The following is a 22,260-nucleotide window of genomic DNA, read 5'->3' as shown; positions in this document are numbered from 1 at the left end:
AAGCATAAGCCCTTTGCGACCTGATGCGAATAAAGGTTAAGAAAACCGGGTAAAAAATGCCGGCGGGGCGGGAAACAGGCGCAAATACCGGGCAAGCACACATAAAATTACCGGTATGGCGATGGCGGCCAGCAAGGGACTTATCAGCTGAGGCATGTGCGGGAAAAGTCCCGGGGTTGACAGCAGTGCCAGCAAACACACCAGGGCCATCAGCACTAACCTTTTGCCGGGGTAGGGCAAGGGCAGATGATGCTGGCTCAGCAGGTAATAAAGCAATGCCTTGCTGATATACGCCAGGTTGAGGGCAAGGATCACCCCCCAGATTGCAAACAAGGGAATGCTGATCACCATTACGGCCGTGCCCAGGGCGGCACTGATAATATTAACCACCAGCTGCCCCCGGGTGGAATGGCCGCTGAAACAGCCGATATTGACCAGTTCGGCGATTTCCTTAAAGGTCATTGCCAGCACCAGGGCACAGATATAACCCAGAATATGTTGATAAGGCTCAGGCAATAGATAGCTGATCAGCAGCGGAGCAAGGTAACACATAAAAACGGCAATGATCATCACCACAGTGATCCCCAGGGCGATATAGTTGGCGACTTTGCCGGCGCCGTTTGCCTGTTGTAAGACACTAAACCTGCGCGGCAACCACCACATGCCAAACGGCTGGATCAGGAATACGGTTGCCAGGGCAAGCTTGGCGGCAACGCCGTAGACGGCGACTTGCTCTACCGTGGTCATCTGTGCCAATAACCAGCGGTCGAGCCCCATCAGCATAAAAGCCAGCAGGCCGCTGCCGGCGATGGGTAAAGTGTAGCTGAGGTATTTTCTGACTTGGCACAGGTTGAGCTGTAAGCCGTCGGGATGCTTTTGCATCACCAGCAATACCAGGGCCTGCAATACCGCGACCAGGGCAGTGGCAAGTAAAACGCCGTTGACGCCCCATTGCCAGTGTAAAAACAGCAAGGTCAGTCCCGCCTGCGTTAACGCCCGGCTGGTGGTAAGGATAAAAAACGCCATGGCCTTATCCTGAATGCGCAGCCAGGCCAGGGGGATGGCGATAATGCCTTCAAGGGCAAACACTGTCCAGACCAGGCGCAGCTGGTAGGCAGACACCTCTGCCGGCAATAAGGCGGCGATTTGCGGTGCAAACAGCCAGCCCGTGAGTGCGGCAATGATGGCGAGTAAAATGGCCAGGGCCAGGATATTGCCGCCGCAGCGCCTTTTGCCAAGTAGTGTCTGTTCATGGGCACAAAAGCGGAAGAAGGTGCTTTCAAAACCCAGTCCCACCAGGATACTGCCGATGATGGCGACAGAGGCTAACAGCTCCAACTGGCCGAACTGAGCGGGGGTCAGGTAGCGGGTGGTCAGGGGCAGCATCAGCAGGGAAATCCCTTTCATGAATGCCAGCGACAGGCCGTATAACAGCGCCTGGCTGATAGCCGAGGAGTTAATCCTCTGGGATAAGGTTTTTAGCATGCTTTTTCCAGTGTCGCGTTGTCTGTCGCAGATAAATGGGTCATGGCGTCTATCTGCGCTTTAATACCTTGGTATTGCTTCTCTGCCCGGTAAGTTTGGGCAAGTTGCTGCCCTTGCCCGGCAATACGTTTGAGCAGCGTCATATCCCGGCTGACATGGCGGATCAAATTGGCCAGTTGTTGGCTGTCTCCCGGGGGATACTTGAAGCAGTTGACATTATGCTCAAGCACCTGATCCCAATAGGCGCCGTCGGCGGGAATAAGCACGCAATGGCCGGCCGCCAGGGCTTCGAGGATAGATAAACCAAAGGGCTCTTTGATACTGGTTGAGACAAAAATATTGCAGCCGGCACGAATTTCATCGAGATTTTTCGGGGCCTGGTACCAGCTGACTTTCTCTATCGCCTGTGGCGCTCTGGAAATTTCTTGCTTGATGTCTTTGGGCTTAATATAACAAATCTCGGTTTGTGGCCTGTCCTTCGGCGGCAGGGACTTGATCGCCGATAACATAAACTCCAGCCCTTTCCATTTCAAAAGGGAAGCGGCCCAGAAAACTTTAACCTTTTCGTAGCGACAAGGTGACGGCCAGCAGGGGCGGGGCAGGCCGTTGACAAGCTCCTCAAATGCCTTGCTGCGGATATGCTCCTGTGCTTTTTTTTCCCCCATGATGCGTCTTAACGCGGCCATGATTGAAGTGCGGGCGGAGTTGAGATAGTAAACTTTTTTCGCTTTGACCAGGCACAGGGCAATGGATTTGGACGGTGCCACCGGGCCGTGGATAAACTGTAATATCGGATAAGGGACCAGGTATTTTGCCAGGTATAAGGCCAGATCTACTCCGGGGCCGGAAGGGGCGATGGCAAGATCGATTTTGCCGTATTTAAGGCGGGCGCCGATCACACTCACCATCAGCAGCAATTGGCGTAACAGGTAACCCCAGCCCTGCTCGCAGGTAGAAAACCAGGGCAGCTGCCATAAAGGCGAAAAGCGCACTTGCTTACCGGGCCAGCTCTTGCGATCTTTGCTGATCACCGTATAGCGTATATTCTCTTGTGCTAAGGTCGCTAATATATGGTTGGTGGCAATTTTTGAGCCGCCGGCAAAGGGAATGGCATCTAAAATCAAAATATGTTTTGGACTGTTCATGGGCGACTCCTTAACGGCTTGGCTTTAATCGTTGCGGAAACCTGGCGTATTTAACGGTCAATTTCCCCAGGGCTTTTAACAGGCTCAGCAGGGGTTTAGCGAGCACCCAGTGCGACAGCCAGTGAAGTTTGCACTCCGGGTTGTCGATAACCTTAAGGTAACAGGCCTGAATATTGGCAACATAACCGGCGATGAGAAAGTTATCCCGGGTATGTTTTTTTCCGGCCAGGCCCAGGGTTAACCTCAGGGTCGGATCCCGGTAAAGCTGGATAATTTTTTCCGCCATGATTTGCGGGTCTTCGGGGGGGATCAACAGCCCGGTTTGTTTATGGCGGATCACAAAAGGAATACCGCCCACGGCAGGGGCTATGACGGGTAAGGCGTTAAGGCCCGCTTCGGCAAGTACCAGGCCAAAGGCCTCTTCACGGGCACCGGAAACAAAGATATCTATGCCGCCCTTTAATAATGCCGGCAAATCCTGGCGCTCTCCCAGTAAAAAGACATCTTGCTCCAGTCCCAGCTGCTTTATCCACGCGGCCAGGTTGGCCTGTTCACTGCCGCCGCCGGCAATGATGAGCTTAACCGGCACCCCGGACTTTTTCACCAGATCTGTTGCTGCGATCACTAAGTCCATGCCTTTTCGTTTGATCAGTGAGCCGGTGGAAAAGAGCAGGAAATCTTTTTTATCCAGTTTAAGCATGCTGCGCAGATCTATGGCCTTGGCGCGGTTGAACTTTTGTCCGTCGATGCCGTTGGCAACGGTAGTCACGCGACTTTCCGGCATGCCGATATCCGTGAGTTGCCTGGCAACCGGCGGACTGACGGCAATGACTTTTGATACCTGGCACAGTCCCAGCGTGAGCCTGTCCCTGAGCGGATAGCGGCTGTGCAGATGGGCGACCAGCGGTAGTTTACGGCTTCTGGCGACAAAGTTAAGCCATTGGCACGGGGCGCCGCTGTTGCTGTGGATCAGGCGAATATTGTAATGATCTACCAGGGTTTTTCCCCTTTTGATCAGGCGCATAAAACCATTGATATCAAAAAACGGCGCTTTCCAGCCAAGCAATAACGGGAAAGGCTCATAAATGGCCTCTATTTTCAACGCCAATACCGCCAGGTACATGCGCTGGCTATTGCACCAGACCACGGGGAAGAACTTATCGCGGTTAAGAAAGGTCAGGAGATCAAGCAGACATTGCTCGCTGCCGCGGATCCATTCGTCGCCATAATGGACAAATAATACCGGACATTTTTTGTTGGTTATGACCGTTTCGTTTTTACGGGGATTTTCACACTTGCCTTGTTGCATCTTGCTACCGCCTTGTGTCTGGTGTTGTGCCTGTAGTGATAAAGAGCAAAGGCCAGGCCAAAAATAAAAATGTTATTTTTCAGTGGGTTGATTTTTTGATTATTGATATTCTTGCAAGTTGCAAAGACTTTATCGCAATTTGCATAAGTATTTCGCCTCGATCGACTCATGGTAAATATCCAGCAGCTGGGGCAGGACAGCACGGGTGCTGAATTTTTCCAGGACAGTGTTTCTGGCTTGTTGGCATAACTGGCTGCGTGTGAGGCTGTCGCAGCTGAGATAGCTGAATAAGGCGTTGCTTAGTCCGGTAAAATGCTCTGGCGGGATCAAGTAGCCGTTATCATTTGTGATCAGTTTATCGAGGGAGCCGACCCGGTAGGCCAGGACAGGAATACTGTTTGACATCGCTTCGAGCGCTGACATAGGTAAACCTTCAAATCTTGATGGCATGATCAATAGCCTGATCTTGGGCCATATCCCGGCCATGCTCTCTTTGGCGCCGTGGAAAATCACATTGTCTGTGGCGAGCGCTTTTAGCTGGCTTTCCATAGGGCCGGAGCCATAAATGTGAAACTTAAAGCCGCGGTAAAAACGGGCCAGGCGAATAAAGCTATCCGGACCCTTTTCATGACTGAGGCGCCCGACAAAGGCCAATTGTTTCCCGGTGTTTTCCCTTTGCTCGCTAACGGTGACGAAATTATTGAGCACCCGGGCTTTTGCCGGCAAAGTTGCTTTTATCGGCTCGCTCACGGCAATGAGTGACTGGCACAACACTGAGCTTTTCCGGTCAATAAAGTGATAAAATGCCAGTTTTCCGGTTAACTTTTCACCGGCATGAAAACTGCTGACCACGGGCAGGCGGCTCAATAAGGCGGTAAAGCGTCCCAGCAATCCCGCCTTGTAACCATGAGTATGGAGCAGCAAAGGCCTTTCCCGGATAGCCAGGTAGAGTAAAGAGCGCCAGCCGCGTGTTAAACAGGTAAAGGGGATGTTGGCTTGTGCCAGGCGGGACTTGAGGGCATGTTCGCCATAATCGGCGATAAAAATCACTTGTACCTTAAATCCTTGTCCGGTAAGGGCCGATGCCAGTTGCAGCACATGGCTTTCGATGCCGCCAAAGTAGCGGCTGTCGAGCAGCAGCCAGATGGCGGACTGGGGGCTTGGCAATTTGCTTAAAAGGCTGTTATTGGCGTACATAAGCAGACCTTGTTTTGACTGGTGGGGTAGAAGTAAGCGAGCAAAATCAAGGCCAGAATATTATTTGTTATATATCAGCTGATTAGCTTAGCCTTTAATACAGCAGGCCATGATGTGCTGCTAATATTTGCAAAATGCAATGCAGGGCGATATTGGTTGAGAGCGGAGAAAGCCAATGCCAGGTAACACTAATGCCAGGTAGCACTAGGGGGTCGTTGCTGCCGGAGTGCTTGTTGGCGCTTCATTAGTATGCTCGTCCTGGGCAGGGATCGGCAAATAGATGGTAAAACAAGTGCCTTCGCCGGGCTTAGAGTCGACTTCGATGCGGCCGTTATGCTGTAAAATAATGTCGTGGCTGATGGACAGACCTAACCCCGTGCCCTGGCCAACGGCTTTGGAGGTATAAAAAGGGTTAAAGATCTGGTTGATATTTTCCGGTTTGATGCCGCATCCGGTATCCTTGATTTCGATAACAATATTCTGGTTAAGCTCATAGGTACGGATAAAAATCTCCCCTTGATCTGTTATCGCCTGGCCGGCATTGATCAGCAGATTCATAAATACCTGGTTGAGTTTTCCCGGATAGCCGGGAATTTGTGGCAACCGTCCGAACTCCTGATGCAGGCGGCAATGATATTTTAATTCGTTCCAGGCCATGGTAATGGTGGCTTTGATCCCCTCATTGATATCACACAGGCTTTTTTGCGGCTGGTCGACCCGGGCAAAGGTTTTCAGGCTGTCGATAATGGCAATAACCCGTTCGACCCCGGTTAATGAACTTTGCAGCAAGGGGGCAATATCGCTAAAGATATAGTCGAGGTCATATTTTTCTGCCAGCAGACTCAGGTTTTGTTTTTGTTGTTCGTCGGTTGAATGTGCGGTGATTTCTTCATGACAGGCCTTCAGGCTTTGTGCATAGTCCTGTAAGACATCAAGATTGCTTTTGATAAAACCTATGGGATTGTTGATTTCATGGGCAATGCCGGCGGCCAGGGTACCTAAGCTGGCCATCTTTTCTGCCTGTACCAGCTGGGATTCACTTTGTTTTAACTCTTCTATGGTTTGGGACAGCTGATCGTAACTCTGCCTGAGGGCGACTTCTCTAAGGTTTACCTGGGCGGTCATATGATTGAATTTTTTGAACAGTTCGGAAAATTCCTTGATGCGAAATTCTTCCTTGAGTTTGAGGTAATTGCCGCCTTTATCCAGCTCATCCGTTGCCTTGGCCACCATAAAAACCGGCTTGACCAGGTAGCGGTAGCCATATAAATAGGCGAGTAAGGTGGTCAGGGCGATGGCGACAATGATCAGCAGGCCCAGTTGCAGCACCAGGGTAAAGACTTGTTGGTTTTGCGCTTCATCGTCGACGGTAAAGCGTAGCGACAGTTGTGAAAATGGCCAGGGGATCTGCAGGCTGTGCCCCTTGAGCTGCTCACCAAAACGGATCAGGCTTTGTTTGTCTTTTAATATTTCAATGGCCAGGCCTTGAAAGCGGGTGTCCGCTGTTTTTTGCGGGTAAATTTCACCCAGGGGTAGCAGGGCGGTTAGCACCCCCTCTATGGTTTGCTGATAGTTTATCGGCACCGCCAGGCACCAGTAATGCCTGCCGTTTATCGTTTCTACCCCGATATAATGAGGGGCTTGCCCCGAAAGCAGGCCGCTCAGCCAGGAAGTTTGTCTAAAATCTATCACCCGGGTGTGATCTGTGGTATGCAGGATATTGCCCTGAAAGTCCAACAGGCTCTGGGGATATTTTTTGCCCAACATTGAAAGATCTGCCATATGATCCTGGATTTTGCCGATATTGGATTCCGGCTGCATCAAGGTTTGTACCATGACAGGAGTATGTGCCTGTTCGCTGAGCAAGGTTTGCCTGTGGCTGAGAAAAAGCAGGAAATTTTTGCTGATGCTGGCGATTTCCCGGTTAATCACTTTATCCTGCTGCTGGCTAAAGGAGGTAACCACATGGCTGACCACTAAGATGCTGGTAAGCAGGGCCAGGGTTAAACAGCTTAAAAAGACAAAGCGGGCCAGGGCATAAGAAATGGAAATATGTTTCATCTTGTTGTGCTTTTTCCTCAGTGATTTCCGGGTATTGGCTGCGTCAGCAGGATCACTTCATTGTTATTGCCGTAATAGCCCATGGTATAATCCTGCTGGCCCAGCGCTTCATGGGCATTGGGGGTGTTTTTATCATAAGGTTGAAACGGCTGCCGGTAAGTTTTTAGCAGCCCGGTGACATCCTGTGATAAGTGCTCAAGGGCATAATGTATTGCCAGTCTGTCTTGTTTAGCATCGCCGGTTAGTCCCGCCTGACGGATGGCTGCCATCAGTAACCGGGTTAAGTCGTAGCCATGGACAAAGCCCGTTTGTGCCTTGATATCATAAGGGGATTTGATCCCGGGCAATTTAGCTATGGCGTTGTTGAGCACCTTTTGTGCAAATGTCGATAAGGAGCGGTTCAGGAATGAAAACCGGGTTTGGATAAATTGCAGATCTATCTTTTTTCGCATCTCGGCATTGATGACCTGGGCAAAGTTTCCCCCGGTTATGCCCCAATGGCTGCGGATCGGCAGACGGGTTTTTTCCGGTAAGTCTATCATCGCCTGGACAAAGGTTTTTGCTTCCGGGGCATTGCCGACAAAAAAAATCACATCTGCACCGGATGACAGCACATTACGTAATAACAAGCGGGCATGATTTTTTCCTATGCCCCAGTTAAACCATTCGATGCCGACGGGTTTGCGGCCTTTATCGCCCAGGGCTTGGGTCATGGTTTTCTCATTTGATCGTCCCCAGCCGGTATCTTCCAGTAAGAGGTAAGGTTTTTTAAAACCTTGTTTGAGGGCATATGTGCTGATGGTGTAGCCGGCTTTATAATCGTCAATGGATAAACGGAAAATCCAGTTTTCTTTGTCTTTGCTCCGGGTGATAGGGCCTGCCGCGGCCCAGGGGTCGAGCAGTAAAATTTGCTGGTTATTGATATAGGACTTATTGGCCAACAGGGGAGGGGAATGCAGGCCGGAAAACACCGCCAGTGCCCGGGGATCGGCTAAGAAGCTCTCCAGGTTGCTTTTGCTGCGCAGCGAGTTACCCTTGTGATCTTTTAGCACTAATTCAAAGCGATAGCCTTTAATTTTATAATCGCTTTCAGCCAGGGCCAGCATGATCCCCTGCTTGATGGCGTAACCTGCTGTCTTGGTATGGGTGAAATCGGCGTCGAGATAGAGTTTGTAAAACTTGCCAGACTCGCTGGCATGGACGGAAAAAAACAGTGCCGGGGTAAAACAAAGCAGCATCAAAGTATTAAAGAAAGAGCGATATGGCTTCATAAAAACTTATCCCGGGCTTATTCAGGCCTATTTTAGCTTGGTCTTGTTATAGCAATTTTTTCTTCAGGGATACTTTCACCGATCCTTTTATTTATTATAGTAAAAATAAGCGTTTAGTTAAGATTATCACCCAAGTGATATTATTTTCCCGTCACCCGGCTCTTGATATAGTGCTGGTAATCCGGGATGGTTTTGTCATATGCGCGGTCAAATAACGGCGAGTTGACGATAAAGTCGGCACTGGCCTGGTTACAGGCAACCGGGATATTCCATACTGCCGCCAGCCTTAATAAGGCCTTAACATCGGGATCATGGGGTTGGGCCGCCAGGGGATCCCAGAAAAAAATCAAGAGGTCGATTTTTTGCTCCGAGATCAAAGCACCGATTTGCTGATCACCCCCCAAGGGCCCGCTGATGAGTTTCTCTACCTTGAGTGAGCTTTTCTCCGCCACCAGGTGTCCGCTGGTGCCCGTGGCAAAGAGTTTATGCGCGGCCAGTTTTTGCCTGTGCTGTTGGCACCAGCGGATAAGTTCGTCTTTGCGGTTGTCGTGGCCGACCAGGGCAATGGACTTAGTTTTTGCTGCGGTGACGGTTTTATACTGCATCATTTGTCTCCTTTAATAAGACTTTTAAATCAAGAGCCTGCTAATCTTCTGTGCTGATGGCGAAAAAGGCTGCCCGGGTAAGACTGGCGAGATCTTTGGGGGCGAGTTCAATTTCCAAGCCCCGCCTGCCGCCGCTGACAAACATAGTGGCTAAGGCCATACAGCTTTTGTCTATGACGGTAACCAGGTTTTTTTTCTGCCCAAGCGGGCTGACACCTCCGAGTACATAACCGGTGCTTTTTTCTACCTGTGCCTTGTCTGCCATGGTCACTTTTTTACAATGTAATGCCTTGGCCATGGCTTTAAGATCTAATTGCTGCATTACGGGGACTATCGCCACCGCCAATTGCTTGTCCTGTGTACTGACTACCAGGGTTTTAAAAATTTTTTCCGGTGTCACCGATAGTTTCTCTGCTGCTTCGAGGCCAAAAGAAGCCGAGCTTGCCTCATGCTGGTACTGGTGTAGGGTGAAAGCGATGTTATGTTTTTTCGCGCTGTTGACGGCCGGTGTCATGGCAACTCCCCAAAGAGGCTAATAACCTGTATTTTATGGTAAAAGCGAATGAAAATAAGTATTAACTGATGCCATCACTATCTGTTATTTGGGCAAAAGTTGCAATGGCTTTGCCGCCAGGTTTGCTGACCGGGCAATATTTGCGGGATAAAAATGAAGAATAATGAAAATTAATAAATTTTCCTGCGTCTTGCCCCGGCTTGGGGTAGAATCAGCTTTTTGTTATCGGGCTTGATGATCGTCGCGGACACAAGGACGATGAATGGCTAGCAGTTCTGACAGGGCTTTTCACTTTATATGCGTATTCTTCACACCTCAGACTGGCATCTGGGACAATATTTTTATGGCAAAAGCCGGGCCGGCGAACACCAGGGTTTTTTATCCTGGCTACTGGAGCAGGTCAGCAGCTTATCGGTGGATTTAGTCCTGGTCGCCGGTGATATCTTTGATACCGGTACTCCTCCCAGTTATGCCCGGGAAATGTATTTTGACTTTGTGGTGCAATTAAACCGGCTCGGTTGCCAGCTGGTGATTTTGGCCGGCAACCATGACTCGGTTGCCATGCTCGGTGAGTCGAAACAGTTGCTGGCACATTTGTCCACCCGGGTGATCCCGGCGGTCAGCGATGATTTGGATCAGCAAGTCTTTGTTGTTCAAAATAAAAGCGGCGAAGATGCCCTGGTATTATGCGCCATTCCTTTTATCCGGCCAAGAGACGTACTCAAAAGCCGGGCCGGACAAAGCGCACAGGAAAAACAGCAGGCGTTGCAGCTGGCCATCAGCGAACATTACCAGAAGCTTTACCGCCGGGCCGAGCAGCTGGCACTAAAGGCCGTTGGCCAGGCCGAGCCTGATACCGGGCAAAAACTGCCGATCATGGCCACAGGACACCTCACCGCCTTGGGGGTCACGACCACAGAATCGGTGCGGGATATTTATATCGGCACCCTGGAAGCCTTTCCCGCCCGGGAGTTCCCCGAGGCCGATTATATTGCCCTGGGGCATATTCACCGCGGGCAAAAAGTCGCGAAAAGTGAACATATCCGTTACAGCGGCTCTCCTTTGGCGCTAAGTTTCGATGAGGCCGGCCAGGGCAAACAGGTTTTGCTGGCAGACTTTGCCGACGGCGCGCTGGATAAGGTTACCTCAGTAGCCGTACCCTGTTTCCAGCCTTTGTTTATGGTGAAAACTTCGCTGGAGAGCTTAGGCCAGGAAATACAGCAGCTGGCAACGGATCACCAGCAAGAACTACAACCGGAACAAACCTTGTGGCTGGATATTGAGATCGACAGCGGTGATTATCTGCAGGATGTACAGGGGCGGATAGAAACTTTGCTTGAAGACTTGCCGATAGAAGTCTTGAGGATACGGCGCAGCAAGAAAAACCGGCAATCGCTCGGCAGCGGTCAAGAAAAGATCACGTTAGATGAATTATCGATATCCGATGTTTTTACCGCCCGCCTGACGCAGGAAAACTGGCAGACGGATGAAGAGCTTAAGCGTGAACAAAGGTTAACGACGCTCTTTTTACAGGCGGCGGAAGCGGTGAAAACGGAGCAGAGTGCATGAAGATCTTAAGCCTGCGTTTTGAAAATATTAATGCCTTAAAGGGCTGCTGGAAAATTGACTTTAGCGCTTCGCCTTTTGACAGCAATGGGGTTTTTGCCATTACCGGCCCCACCGGCGCCGGTAAAACCACGATATTAGATGCTATTTGCCTGGCTCTGTATCATCAGACCCCGAGATTAACGGTGTCGGATAAGCAAAATCAGCTGATGACCCGTAATACCGCGACTTGTCTGGCGGAGGTGGAATTTGAAGTGAAAGGCCAGGGGTATCGCGCCTTTTGGAGTCAACGCCGTGCCAAAAACAAGTTAGACGGAAAGCTGCAATCCCCCAAGGCGGAGCTGGCCTTACTCGACGGCAGCATAGTGGCGGAAAAGCTGTCGGTGGTGCGCAGTGAAATTGCCCGCATTACCGGACTGGACTTTGGCCGCTTTACCAAGTCAATGATGTTATCCCAGGGGCAATTTGCCGCCTTTTTAAATGCCCCCGCCAATGAGCGGGCAGAGCTGCTGGAAGAGCTCACCGGCACCGAAATTTATGGCCTGATCTCGCAAAAGATATATGAAGACTTTAAAAGTGAAAACGAAGCGTTAAAACTCCTGATGGCGCAAAGCCAGGGCGTGGTGGTGCTGACAGCAGAGCAGTCAAGGCAAATTCAGCAAGAGCTCGAACAAAACGAGTTCAGGGAAAAACAGCTGCTGACACAGCAGGAAAAGACGCAGCAGGCCCTGAACTGGCAACAGCAATATCAACAAGCTTGCGCGCAACTGACAAGTGCCAGGGATGCCCTGGTGCAGGCGCAGGCAAAAGAAAGTGAGTCTCAGGACCTGCTGCTTCAGTTGCAAAAGGCCGAGCCTGCCGAAGCGTTGCGCAGCACTTATGAGCAAAAGCAGGTCCTTGATCAGGCACAGGCACAAAATCAGCAGGCGATTGAAAAGATCAGCGCAGCGTTATCGGCAGCCGAAGAGAAGGCCCAAAGCCAACATGCGCAATTAGCGCAGCTTAGCCAAGATCAGGCCGTTAAAGAGCAGGATTTTACCCGCACCGAAACCTTAGTGGTTGAGACCATTATTCCCCTGGATCAGGCGATTGATTCAGATCTGGGGCAGGCTAATCACCAGCAGCAAGTACTGACACAAATAAAAGAAAAGCTTGGCGGGGCTCAACAGCAATTACAGCAAGGCCAGGTTCGGCATAAAGCCTTGCTTGATGAATATGAAAAAACCACTGCCTTTATCGGCCAGCATCTCCTTTATCCGCAACTGGCGGAAAAATTACCCTTGTGGCAGGAGAAGTTTGCCCAAATAATGCAGCAAAGGAGCGAGCAAAGTACCCTTGGCGGCAAAATAGGTGAACTTGAGCAGCAGTTGATACAGGCGCGGGATGAGCATGATCGCCAGCAAAAAAACCGTGAACAGACCGGCGCTTTATACCAGCAGGCGCAGTTGAAAATGCAAGCCCTTAGCAATGAAAAGCAAGGGCTGTTCGCGCAAAACAGCGGACTTGATGAGCAGCAACTCACTGATGAGTTAACCCGGCTGCAGGGACAACAAGCCCAGGCGGGTCAAGCATTGCAAAATGCCCGGCGTTTTGCCCGGCTTGCACAGCAAATTAATGAGCAAGAACAACAGGTCAAAGCAATCACCCTCGAATTATCAGGCATTACTGGCGAACGGGATCAATTAAGGCAGACATTTTCCCGGGAGCAGCAACAGCTAAGGGATTTAGATGCCCTGGTATTGCAGCAGCAAACCATTATGTCTTTGTCACAGCACCGGCAAGCATTACAGGCCGGGCAGGCCTGCCCGTTATGTGGTTCGAAGGAGCATCCATCTGTTGCCGAATATGCCGATGCAAGCAGCAATGAATATCAGCAAAGACAAGATCAGCAAAAGCAGCTGTTAAAGGAGATTGAGAAACAGGGACTGGAGCTGAATAACCAGGGCAGCAAACTCCAGGGACGCCATGATACCTTGCTCGAAAGCATGAAAGTTAATCGCCAGGAGCAGGAAGAGTTATTGCTTGGTTGGCAACAATTTCAGGATCTGTTGCAGATCTCCTATCCGTTAAGTCATTTTGAAGCTATTGAGGAAGTTTTGCTGAAAAATGAATCAAGACTGGAATGGCTGACGGCACAAAACCAGCAATTGCAACAACTTAGCCAGCAAATAAACCAGCAGCAGCAAGAAGTCACCCGGCTGGACAAACAGGTGATGGCGCTGCAAAGCCAGTTTGATTTATCAGGCAGTAAGCTTAGCTTCGACCAGAATGCCATCTCACAGATGAAGCAGCAGTATCAGCAGCAGCAAGCGGCATTGGAGGAAGTCAGGCAGCAGTTAACCGGCGAGCTTAAAGACTTGGAGCTGGATTATCCTGCGCTGGAAAGCTTTGATGCCTGGTGGCAGCAGCAAGTGACTAAGGTACAAAATTATCAGGATGCCTTAACCAGGCAAGGGGAACAAAAAGAGCAACTGGCAGCACATCAGCAAACCCTTGCGGTACAGGAAGAGCAGGTACGGTATTTAAGCCAGGAGCTGCAACAGGCACAAGAATTACTCAAACAATATCAAGAGCTGCTTGGGCAAAAACAGGCCCAACGGCAGGAATTGTTCGGCACGCAGTTGGTGGCGGATGTCAGGGGCGATATCCTGAAACAGCGTAAGCTGCTTGAGCAGCAATTACTCGACTGTCAACAGGCCCTGGCCGATGCCCAGCAGCAGGTTAAGTTATTGCAAGGGCAGTTGCAGGTGAGTCAGCAACAGTTACAGCAAGGCATGCAGCAATTAGCAAGCAGTCAGGGGCAATGGCAGTCTCTGCTGACCACCAGTCCGTTCGAGCTCGAAAGTGATTTCCTGGCCGCCTTGCTGCCGCAGAAAAAGCGCCGGGAACTAACCCTGTTAAAACAGCAAATTAGCGAGGAAATACAACAGGCGCAAACCTTAGTAAAGCAGGGGCAGCAAGAAAGTGAAAAGCTGATAGCCGCTAAAGCCGATTTCGGTGATGACCTGGATAACACACAAGTGTTGAAGCAGCAGCTGGCAACCGTGCAGCAAGCGCTTAAGCTGCTACAGCAAAAGCAGGGGGAGCTTAGCCAGAAACTTGCCCATGACCGGCAGTCGCGTGAACAGCAGGCAGAAATTCTACAGCAAATAACGGATAAACAGCATCAACTGGAAGACTTGTCCTGCCTTAATGCCATGATAGGCTCCGCCGACGGGGCTAAATTCCGGCGTTTTGCCCAGGGGTTAACTCTGGCACACCTGGTTTACCTGGCAAATTTACAGCTTGAGCGTTTACATGGCCGCTACCAACTGCAATGCCAGCAAACAGATGCTCTGGCACTGGAGGTGCTCGATACCTGGCAGGGGGATACTGTCCGGGATACCAAAACCCTCTCCGGCGGGGAAAGCTTCCTGGTGAGTCTGGCGCTGGCATTGGCGTTATCGGACCTGGTGAGTGCAAAAACCAGTATCGATTCCCTGTTTCTGGATGAAGGCTTTGGCACTTTGGATAACGAGACGTTGGAAATCGCCCTGGACGCCCTGGATAACCTTAATGCCAGCGGCAAGATGATCGGGGTGATCAGTCATGTGGAAACTTTAAAGGAAAGAATTGCGGTACAAATTAAAGTGAAAAAATTCAATGGACTGGGGGTTAGTGAGCTGCAAAGCCAGTTCAAATACGCCCCTGAACACTGATTTCACCGACTTTAACGTTTTATGATTGAATATTTTGCCATGAATACCCCGGGATTCATGGCAAGTTGTTATTAAGGAGTATTTGATTGCAAACCTGGATTTACTTCACCTTGCTTGCCGCTTTGATGCAGGCGGTACGCACCGCAGGTCAGAAGCAGTTGTCGGGCCATTTGAATGCGATGGCGACAACGGGAGTGCGTTACCTTTATGCTTTGCCTTTTGCCTGGTTTTATTTATATGCCTTGCTTGAATATCATCAGATGGAGGTTCCCAAACTAAATCAGGCGTTTATTCAATATGCGGCCATTGCCTGTGTGACGCAAATCCTGGGCACGGTTTTTTTGGTCGCGGCATTCAAATACCGTAATTTTGCCGTGGCCACCAGTTTATCTAAAACCGAGGCGATCCAGGTGGCAGTAGTCGGGGCTTTATTTTTTGCTGCTCCTTTGAGTCTCTGGGGCTGGTTTTCGGTGATTTTAGGTGTGGTCGGTGTTTTGATTTTATCTAAGGTCAAGCTTTCTGTCAGGGAGTTATGGGAAAATCCCGGCGCCGGTTTCGGGCTCGCTTCCGGGCTGGCGCTGGCGATCACCACGTTATTGATCCGCCAGTCGAGTCTGGCACTGGCAACCAATTTAATGGTGAGTGCAGCGCTGACCCTGGTCTTTATGATCACAGTGCAATCGGTGATCTCCCTGATGTATTTATGGCTGAAGGATAAAGCCCAGTTACCCCTTATGCTTAAACACTGGCGTTTATGTCTGTTTGTCGGGATCACCAGCGTGCTGGGGTCCATCGGCTGGTTTACCGGCGCAAGTTTGCAAAATGCCGCTTATGTCAAGGCCCTGGGGCAGGTGGAGTTTTTTATTACACTCGTGCTGACTTACCGCTTGTTTAAAGAAAAAGTCGCGTTAGCTGAATATGCAGGTATATTGTTGGTTCTTGCCAGTGTGGTGATCCTCTTGCTTTGGGCCTGATTTGCCCCTTCTTTGCTAACATATGACTATCAGGATAAAACATTAGGGATTTTAGGGGGTTTTTGCTACACTCGCGGCCAAATTAACGAATAAACATTTTGGAATTGCTATGAAAATTGCAGATAAAACCGTTGTCCAGTTTCATTACACTTTAAAAGATGAAGCGGGTAAAGAAATCGAGTCTTCAGTGGGCGGGGATCCGCTTGCCTATCTGCACGGTTTTAATAATATGTTGGTGGGGGTTGAAAAGGCATTAACCGATAAAGCCGCCGGTGATAAGTTTTCTGTCACGCTCCAGCCCGAAGAGGCTTACGGCGAGCGGCAGGAAGATGCTATCCAGCGGGTACCGGTTAAGCACCTGCAGGGGGCCGATAAATGGCAGCCGGGTATGACTGCCCTGGTACATACTGAGCAGGGGGAGCGCCAGGTTACGGTTGTTAAAGTGGGAAAATTTATGGTGACGGTCGATATTAATCCACCGCTTGCCGGCAAGGTACTGACGTTTGATTTAGAAGTGCTGGATGTGCGTGAAGCCACAGCTGAAGAAATTGAACATGGCCATGCCCACGGTGTTGGCGGTCACCAGCACTAATTTTGCTATAGCATTTCTATCGCTTGATGTCGGCTTGCCTCCAGGGTCGGCATCTTATCTTCATTCCCAGGATTTTACTTCTTTTTTTGGGCTCAGTGTAAATTTTCGTCTCTGTTTCCCCCGGGATAATCTTGCACTCATTTAACCTGCCGGCCGCTATTTATCCCGGTTGGCTTGGGGACAGGCTAAATTTGTCTTTCCAAAAAGAGCATCTACACTTAAGTCACTTGAAAAGTAATTCATTAAAACTGGTTCTTAAGGATAATTTTTCTTAACTGGCAGTCGTTGAAAATGAAAAGCATCTCAGTCAAAAACAAGCTTTATATCTTCTCTTTTGTCGTTACCCTTTTTTTTGTCATCATAGGTTATTCCGGGATCAACCTTACCGGGCAGGTAGCACAATCCACCTCGGTTATCTTTAAGGAAAGCACCATCCCCTTAGCTAAACTGCAAAATATCCGCAGTATGGTTTGGAATGTCTATTACCGGCTTATTGTTCATGCCAGTACTTTTGAAGATGAAACCATGACGCTGATGCAAGCGGAAATTACCGAGCTTTCCGCCCAGATAGAAAAAGGCTTGCTCGGTGTTGGAAAGATTGATGCCGCCAGTAAAAAGGCCGGTCAAAAAATCCTTGGCCTGTGGCAGCCCTTTATTACCGATATCGGTTTGCAGGCCATCGATATGAGCAGCAACTTTGCCAAGGAAGATGCCATGAACAAGCTGCTTGATACCGGTAATGAGCAGTTTCAGGCGTTGTTACAGGTCCTGGAGCAGGAAATTGCTAAAATTGACAAACAAACCATGGCTAACTTAGATACTTCAACACAAGAGATCCAGGAAGATGCCATCACCCAGTCTATCCTTTACACTTTGGTTTTAGGCGCCATCGTTATTTCCACCTCTTATTTCATCATCCGCTCTATTGTTTTGCCGTTAGTGTTAATGAAGGATGCGGCACAAAATGCCGCGGAGCATTCAGATCTTAAGGTCAGGGTTAATTATGATAAATCCGACGAAGTGGGGTTTGCGGTTGAAGCCTTTAATTCCATGCTCGGACATTTTTCCACCGCCCTGAAAAATATAGAAGGCACTGCCAGTTTGCAGCTGGGGGAGTCGCTGAAAATGTCTGAAGTCACCGAAGACAATAAAACCGGCATCCTGGAGCAAAGCCAGGAAATTAACATGGTAGCGACCTCAGTCACCGAGATTTCCGCCTCCATTAATGAAGTAAAACGCCACGCCAAAGAAGCTGAAGAAGCCGCCAATGATGCCATGAATAATGTCAAAGACGGTACTAAGGTGGTGGGGCAAACCATAGAAGAAATCCATTCTTTGGCGGACAATGCCAAAACTACTTCCAAAGTATTAAGCACCCTGGAGCAGGAAGGGGAAAATGTCGGTAAAATGCTCAATGTGATCCGTGATATTGCCGATCAGACCAATTTACTGGCGCTAAATGCCGCCATTGAAGCGGCCCGTGCCGGTGATATGGGGCGGGGATTTGCCGTGGTGGCTGATGAAGTCAGGACCCTGGCGCAGCGCACGCAAAATTCTACCGGGGAAATTGAAAGTATGATCAATCATTTTCAGGCCGGAACCAACCAGGCAATAGAGGTGATCCAGATCAGTATAGAACAGACAAAAAGTTCGGTGGAAGTTGCCAATAAAGCAGGAGAATCTTTAAATCAAATAGTTGAAGCGGTCAATGTGATCCAGACCATGAATTCTGAAATTGCCCACGCCTCAGCGGAGCAGGCCCTGGCCATTGACAATGTCAATGAAAGTACTGAAAGGATACAACACATCGCCAGCACTGTCATCGAAAGCTCGGAGACGACAGTGACTTCATGTCGCAGCGTTACCGATATGGCACAGCAGGTTAAAGAAATGGTATCTCAATTTAAAGTATGACATTTTTGGAGGCTTCTCATGAGTATTACCCGTCGCAGATTCGTACGCAATTGTTCCGCGGCTGCCCTGGCATTGGCTCTGCCTTACCCTGTCTGTTTTGCCCGTTTGGCGCCGTCCCCGGATGAAATTCACATCGGCTTGGTACTTTCCTCCACCGGGTTTATGGGCATAGTTGAGCCCTACCAAATAGCGGTCTTGCTGATGGCGATTGAGGAAGTTAACAGTAAAGGCGGCATCAATGGTAAAAAAGTTGTACCGGTTATGCGGGATCCCGCCAGCAACTGGGGAAATTATGCCAAGCAGGCAAAAGAACTGGTGGAAAGCGGGGTGTCTATCTTCCATTCCTGTTATACCTCGGCCAGCCGTGAAGCACTATTGCCTATTATTCAAAAAGCCAATGGTTTGTTGTTTTACCCGACTTATTATGAAGGCCGGGAGTGTACCGACAACATGATCATGACCGGGTCCTGTCCCAACCAGCAGGTAGATAATTCAGTTCCCTGGATGATTAAACGCTCGGGGAAAAATATTTATTTAATCGGCTCAAACTACATTTATCCCCGTACCATGAACAAAGCGGCGAAATATGTGATATCTGCCAGTGGCGGCAAAGTGGTGGGGGAAAAATATGTTGATTTGAATGTAACGACAACGGCCGGGTACACAGACATCGTTAAAGATATAAAGGCGAAAAAGCCTGACTGGGTATTGTCCAATGTTGTCGGCGCATCCGGCGATGCCTTTATGCAGGAATATACCAAACAGGGACTTAACAGCACGAATATGCCTATTTTATCTTATCCTATGACGGAGCCGGAAGTGCTATCGGCCGGTATTAAAAACTGTGTCGGTCATTATACTTCTTTTACTTATTTCCAAACCGTCGATTCTGCTGAGAATAAAGCCTTTGTTTCCAAGTTTAAAAACTTTCTTGAAAGCAACAAAAAACAGTTTCCTTTGCCGGCGGTGACTTCCGGGGTGATGCAGGCAGCCTATAGCGGGTTTTTAATGTTCGCCAAAGCGGCGAAAATGAGTAAAAGTTTTGATCCCGTCGCCTTGGTTAATGCCTGTAAGGGCATGGAAATCAATGCCCCGGAAGGTAAGGTCAGGGTTAACAGCAACAATTTGCACACCGCATTAAGGCCCAGGATAGGGCGGGTGAATGATGCCGGGTTATTCGATATTCTCGATGAGTCGGCTAACTTGGTTGAGCCCATGGTCTTTAATCCTAAGATAGACCCTGGGAAAACCTGTGAAAATGGCGGTGAGTACTATATCAAGGGAAGAAGGGTACCCACTTAACTCTCCAGGGGAAGCTGAACAGATCGAAGCGCAGAATATCTGCGCTTGAATTGACAGTTATGCTTGATATTCAGGGGAATAAAGATGTGAACATACTTATCTTGGACTATGTTTGTATAAAAGGTGGTAGCGTCTAACGAGTAACAAATATAGTAAAGGTACACAGCTTAACGTGTAGTAAGTCGTACAGAAAATGGTAAATCCTAGCTTGTAGTAAGTCGTAATAAAAAGTCATGCAACTAACTTTGTAGTAAGTCGTAATAAAAATACTGAAAAAACTTATTTCGCAGTGAGTCGTAATAATAATGCGGTAAAACTTAAATTAGGTAATTTTTGGAGAGGACTTAATATATGAGAGCATATACGTGTTTAACCTTATCAAGCCTGGCATTGATTTCAGCGCAGACCCTTGCGGCAACACATGATCCGATTTCGTTTTCGGGTTACCTGGATGTTTCTTTTGTTTCAGAAGATGTTGATGATAGCACCGAAGATGATTTTACCCTGGATGCGCTGGAATTAAGGTTTTTATATCAGGGAAAGGATAACTTGAGTGTGGTGGCACATGTTCGCGGTAGCAGTGACGAAGACTTCGAACTGGAACAGGCCCACCTTAATTACCAGGTGAATAAAAACCTCAATATCGTTGCCGGTAAATTCTTGAGTATCCAGGGCTGGGAAGCCTTTCACGCCCCCGACTTGTATCAGTTCTCTACGTCCGCAACTTTGGTATACCCTGGCATGATGAACGGCGCCAGTGTTACCTACAGTAATGATGATTTTACCTTTCATGGTGCGATAGTCGCCAGTGCCTGGGACTCTAAAGATACGGAAACGGATGATAATGCTTATGACTTTGCGGTTAAGGTGAAATCTATTCCCGACGTAACCATCCATCTGGGTTATACCACAGAAGAAATAGCCAATTATGATCAGGCGTTAACTAACCTCTGGGCCAGTTATAGTAAAAATGGCCTAACCCTGGCGGCGGAATATAATCATCTGGAAGATTGGGGCGGCAAAGATTATGAAGGCGATGGTTGGCTGGTAATGGCAAATTATGAATTTACCAGTAAAATAGGCCTGACGTTAAGGACCAGTGCCCTGGAAGTTGAAAATGATGCCGACTTTGAGATCACGGACATTGAAAAATGGACCATTTCACCTTCTTATAAAGTGTCAGATGATTTACTGCTTGTTTTTGAATATTCCGAAACAGAAAACAACCTATTATCTAACGGCGATTCGGACTTATTTGCTATTGAAGCTATCGTGACTTTTTAAACAGACTTATGGGGTCTGCTGCTGGTTTAAGCCATACCTGAAGGCAGGGCAAGAGGAATTTCGATATTAACTTGTCGATATTCTTCTTTGCCCTTTGCTGTGTCATTAGACGATCACATCGATAGTGCGTGCATTTCTTTCCTGCGCGGCAATTCGGTTTTCTTCTTCTCTTTCCCTTTGCTGCACCTGGGCTTGTTGCCTTTGTTGCTGCAATGCCTCCTGCTCGCGGCGCTCTTGTGCGGCCCGTTCTGTTTGCTGTTGACGCTCGGTTGGGGTGACAGATAATTGCGTTTGAACACGATTGATTGAAATAGCCATACTAACTCCCGTGCATTTAAGCAGCCGTTAACTCACGGTAATCTAAGTATAGTACGAATGTAACAGGTAAGCAGGAGACTGAATTGCCGGAAAGTAAAGCTATTTATTGATGGCTTATTCCCAGACTGGCATGTTTTTTCGCTTTAGCTCTGAGAGTGGAAATATTTATTGTTAGAAAAGAAAAAGCCGCCTAAAAGGCGGCTTTTGCTATATGGTGGGTGCGACTGAATTCGAATCAGCGACCTCATCGATGTCAACGATGCGCTCTAACCAACTGAGCTACGCTCCCAAAATTCTGTGCAATTCGCTTAGCTTAAGCTGGATGCAGTTCCATAAACCGAGAGGAGAAAAGTTTTGCTATATATTCGTTTGAATCAGCAAGAAGATTTATATCTTCGTCTCTCAACGGGGCGCTATACTAGCGATCTGTTTTCCCTGTTGCAAGTCTTTTTCTGAAAATAACATTAAATTAGTGCCACTTTGTTTGTTAAATCAACATGCTGCATTTTATTTGAGCGACTGTCAGTGTTTAATTCGCCGCTCTGTATCTGCTATTGGTCGCCAGGCAGATGATGGTTGTGACGTGTTAGAGGAACAAGCTATTTTAAAATTCCGGCGCAAGAGCCGCCGGGAATGTAAAAGGCAAAAATTAATATGGCAGGAATAGGCTGCGCCAGTCATCATTATCACTGGCTTTTTATGTTGAATATTCATGACGAGTTGAGAAAGCAGCTTTAACAATAATGGTCAATTAAACGGCGAGGCAAGAGTTTTTTGTTGTGACTGAATTTTTTGGGGGCAGAAAGAAAAATAGCCGCCCTAAGGCAGCTATTTTTATATATGGTGGGTGCGACTGAATTCGAATCAGCGACCTCATCGATGTCAACGATGCGCTCTAACCAACTGAGCTACGCTCCCGGAATTTTCGTGCAAATATTGAGAATAACTTCTTATCTTAGATAAAAAAATTTAAACATCTCTTTGCCTCAACGGGGCGCTATACTAGCGATCTGTTTTTGTTGTTG

At 48.7% G+C, this 22,260-nt stretch carries 16 protein-coding genes and 2 tRNA genes; 7 read left to right on the top strand and 11 right to left on the bottom strand.

Going from position 1 to position 22,260, the window contains the following annotated elements; all coding sequences use genetic code 11:
• Positions 1-36 precede the first annotated feature (36 nt).
• The 8 genes from SG35_RS15800 to ybaK form a co-directional block, all read right to left on the bottom strand.
• Entirely contained in the window at positions 37-1,485 is a 1,449-nt protein-coding gene (locus SG35_RS15800) for a lipopolysaccharide biosynthesis protein (protein ID WP_053043295.1), read from the bottom strand.
• Positions 1,479-2,630, bottom strand: coding sequence for a glycosyltransferase family 4 protein (locus SG35_RS15795; RefSeq protein ID WP_044834829.1), 1,152 nt, complete (start codon positions 2,628-2,630; stop codon positions 1,479-1,481). Before SG35_RS15795 ends, SG35_RS15800 begins: the two co-directional genes overlap by 7 nt.
• A 10-nt stretch (positions 2,631-2,640) precedes the next feature.
• Positions 2,641-3,939, bottom strand: coding sequence for a glycosyltransferase family 4 protein (locus tag SG35_RS15790; protein WP_044834830.1), 1,299 nt, complete (start codon positions 3,937-3,939; stop codon positions 2,641-2,643).
• A 129-nt stretch (positions 3,940-4,068) separates the two neighbouring features.
• A complete protein-coding gene (locus SG35_RS15785) occupies positions 4,069-5,136 on the bottom strand; it encodes a glycosyltransferase family 4 protein (RefSeq protein WP_044834831.1) in 1,068 nt (355 codons plus the stop codon).
• 204 nt (positions 5,137-5,340) lie between these two features.
• On the bottom strand, positions 5,341-7,197 hold the full coding sequence (locus SG35_RS15780) for a sensor histidine kinase (RefSeq protein ID WP_063888680.1): 1,857 nt from the start codon (positions 7,195-7,197) through the stop codon (positions 5,341-5,343).
• A 17-nt stretch (positions 7,198-7,214) separates the two neighbouring features.
• Positions 7,215-8,468 carry an ABC transporter substrate-binding protein gene (locus SG35_RS15775; RefSeq protein WP_053043296.1) on the bottom strand — a complete coding sequence of 418 codons (1,254 nt, stop codon included), beginning with the start codon at positions 8,466-8,468 and terminating at the stop codon, positions 7,215-7,217.
• 140 nt (positions 8,469-8,608) lie between these two features.
• Positions 8,609-9,073 carry a methylglyoxal synthase gene (locus SG35_RS15770; protein ID WP_044834833.1) on the bottom strand — a complete coding sequence of 155 codons (465 nt, stop codon included), beginning with the start codon at positions 9,071-9,073 and terminating at the stop codon, positions 8,609-8,611.
• 40 nt (positions 9,074-9,113) lie between these two features.
• Positions 9,114-9,587 carry a Cys-tRNA(Pro) deacylase gene (gene ybaK, locus SG35_RS15765; protein ID WP_044834834.1) on the bottom strand — a complete coding sequence of 158 codons (474 nt, stop codon included), beginning with the start codon at positions 9,585-9,587 and terminating at the stop codon, positions 9,114-9,116.
• A 297-nt stretch (positions 9,588-9,884) separates the two neighbouring features.
• Between ybaK and sbcD the strand changes: the two genes are divergently transcribed.
• The 7 genes from sbcD (at position 9,885) to SG35_RS15730 (ending at position 20,917) form a co-directional block, all read left to right on the top strand.
• Entirely contained in the window at positions 9,885-11,156 is a 1,272-nt protein-coding gene (sbcD, locus tag SG35_RS15760; protein ID WP_044834835.1) for an exonuclease subunit SbcD, read from the top strand.
• Positions 11,153-14,851: an SbcC/MukB-like Walker B domain-containing protein gene (locus SG35_RS15755; protein ID WP_044834836.1), complete on the top strand. Its 3,699-nt coding sequence runs from the start codon at positions 11,153-11,155 to the stop codon at positions 14,849-14,851. The genes sbcD and SG35_RS15755 overlap by 4 nt, the downstream gene beginning before the upstream one ends.
• An 86-nt stretch (positions 14,852-14,937) precedes the next feature.
• Positions 14,938-15,825, top strand: a complete 888-nt coding sequence (locus SG35_RS15750) for a DMT family transporter (protein ID WP_053043297.1) — start codon at positions 14,938-14,940, stop codon at positions 15,823-15,825.
• A 109-nt stretch (positions 15,826-15,934) separates the two neighbouring features.
• A complete protein-coding gene (locus SG35_RS15745) occupies positions 15,935-16,417 on the top strand; it encodes an FKBP-type peptidyl-prolyl cis-trans isomerase (RefSeq protein WP_044834837.1) in 483 nt (160 codons plus the stop codon).
• Positions 16,418-16,708: 291 nt separating this feature from the next.
• Positions 16,709-18,331: a methyl-accepting chemotaxis protein gene (locus SG35_RS15740; protein WP_053043298.1), complete on the top strand. Its 1,623-nt coding sequence runs from the start codon at positions 16,709-16,711 to the stop codon at positions 18,329-18,331.
• 18 nt (positions 18,332-18,349) lie between these two features.
• Positions 18,350-19,633 carry a transporter substrate-binding domain-containing protein gene (locus tag SG35_RS15735; RefSeq protein WP_053043299.1) on the top strand — a complete coding sequence of 428 codons (1,284 nt, stop codon included), beginning with the start codon at positions 18,350-18,352 and terminating at the stop codon, positions 19,631-19,633.
• A 351-nt stretch (positions 19,634-19,984) separates the two neighbouring features.
• On the top strand, positions 19,985-20,917 hold the full coding sequence (locus SG35_RS15730; protein WP_044834838.1) for a porin: 933 nt from the start codon (positions 19,985-19,987) through the stop codon (positions 20,915-20,917).
• 105 nt (positions 20,918-21,022) lie between these two features.
• Here the strand turns inward: SG35_RS15730 and SG35_RS15725 are convergent, their stop codons facing one another.
• The 3 genes from SG35_RS15725 to SG35_RS15715 form a co-directional block, all read right to left on the bottom strand.
• Positions 21,023-21,235 (bottom strand): hypothetical protein, encoded by a 213-nt coding sequence (locus SG35_RS15725; RefSeq protein ID WP_044834839.1) that lies wholly within the window; start codon positions 21,233-21,235, stop codon positions 21,023-21,025.
• Between the two features lie 212 nt (positions 21,236-21,447).
• A tRNA-Val gene (locus tag SG35_RS15720) sits at positions 21,448-21,524 on the bottom strand.
• 552 nt (positions 21,525-22,076) lie between these two features.
• Positions 22,077-22,153, bottom strand: a tRNA-Val gene (locus tag SG35_RS15715).
• Positions 22,154-22,260: the final 107 nt, after the last annotated feature.

The organism is Thalassomonas actiniarum (assembly GCF_000948975.2).
Taxonomy (GTDB): Bacteria; Pseudomonadota; Gammaproteobacteria; order Enterobacterales; family Alteromonadaceae; genus Thalassomonas; species Thalassomonas actiniarum.
The sequence above is the reverse complement of the archived record's forward strand: the minus strand, read 5'-3'. Positions and strand labels throughout refer to the sequence as shown.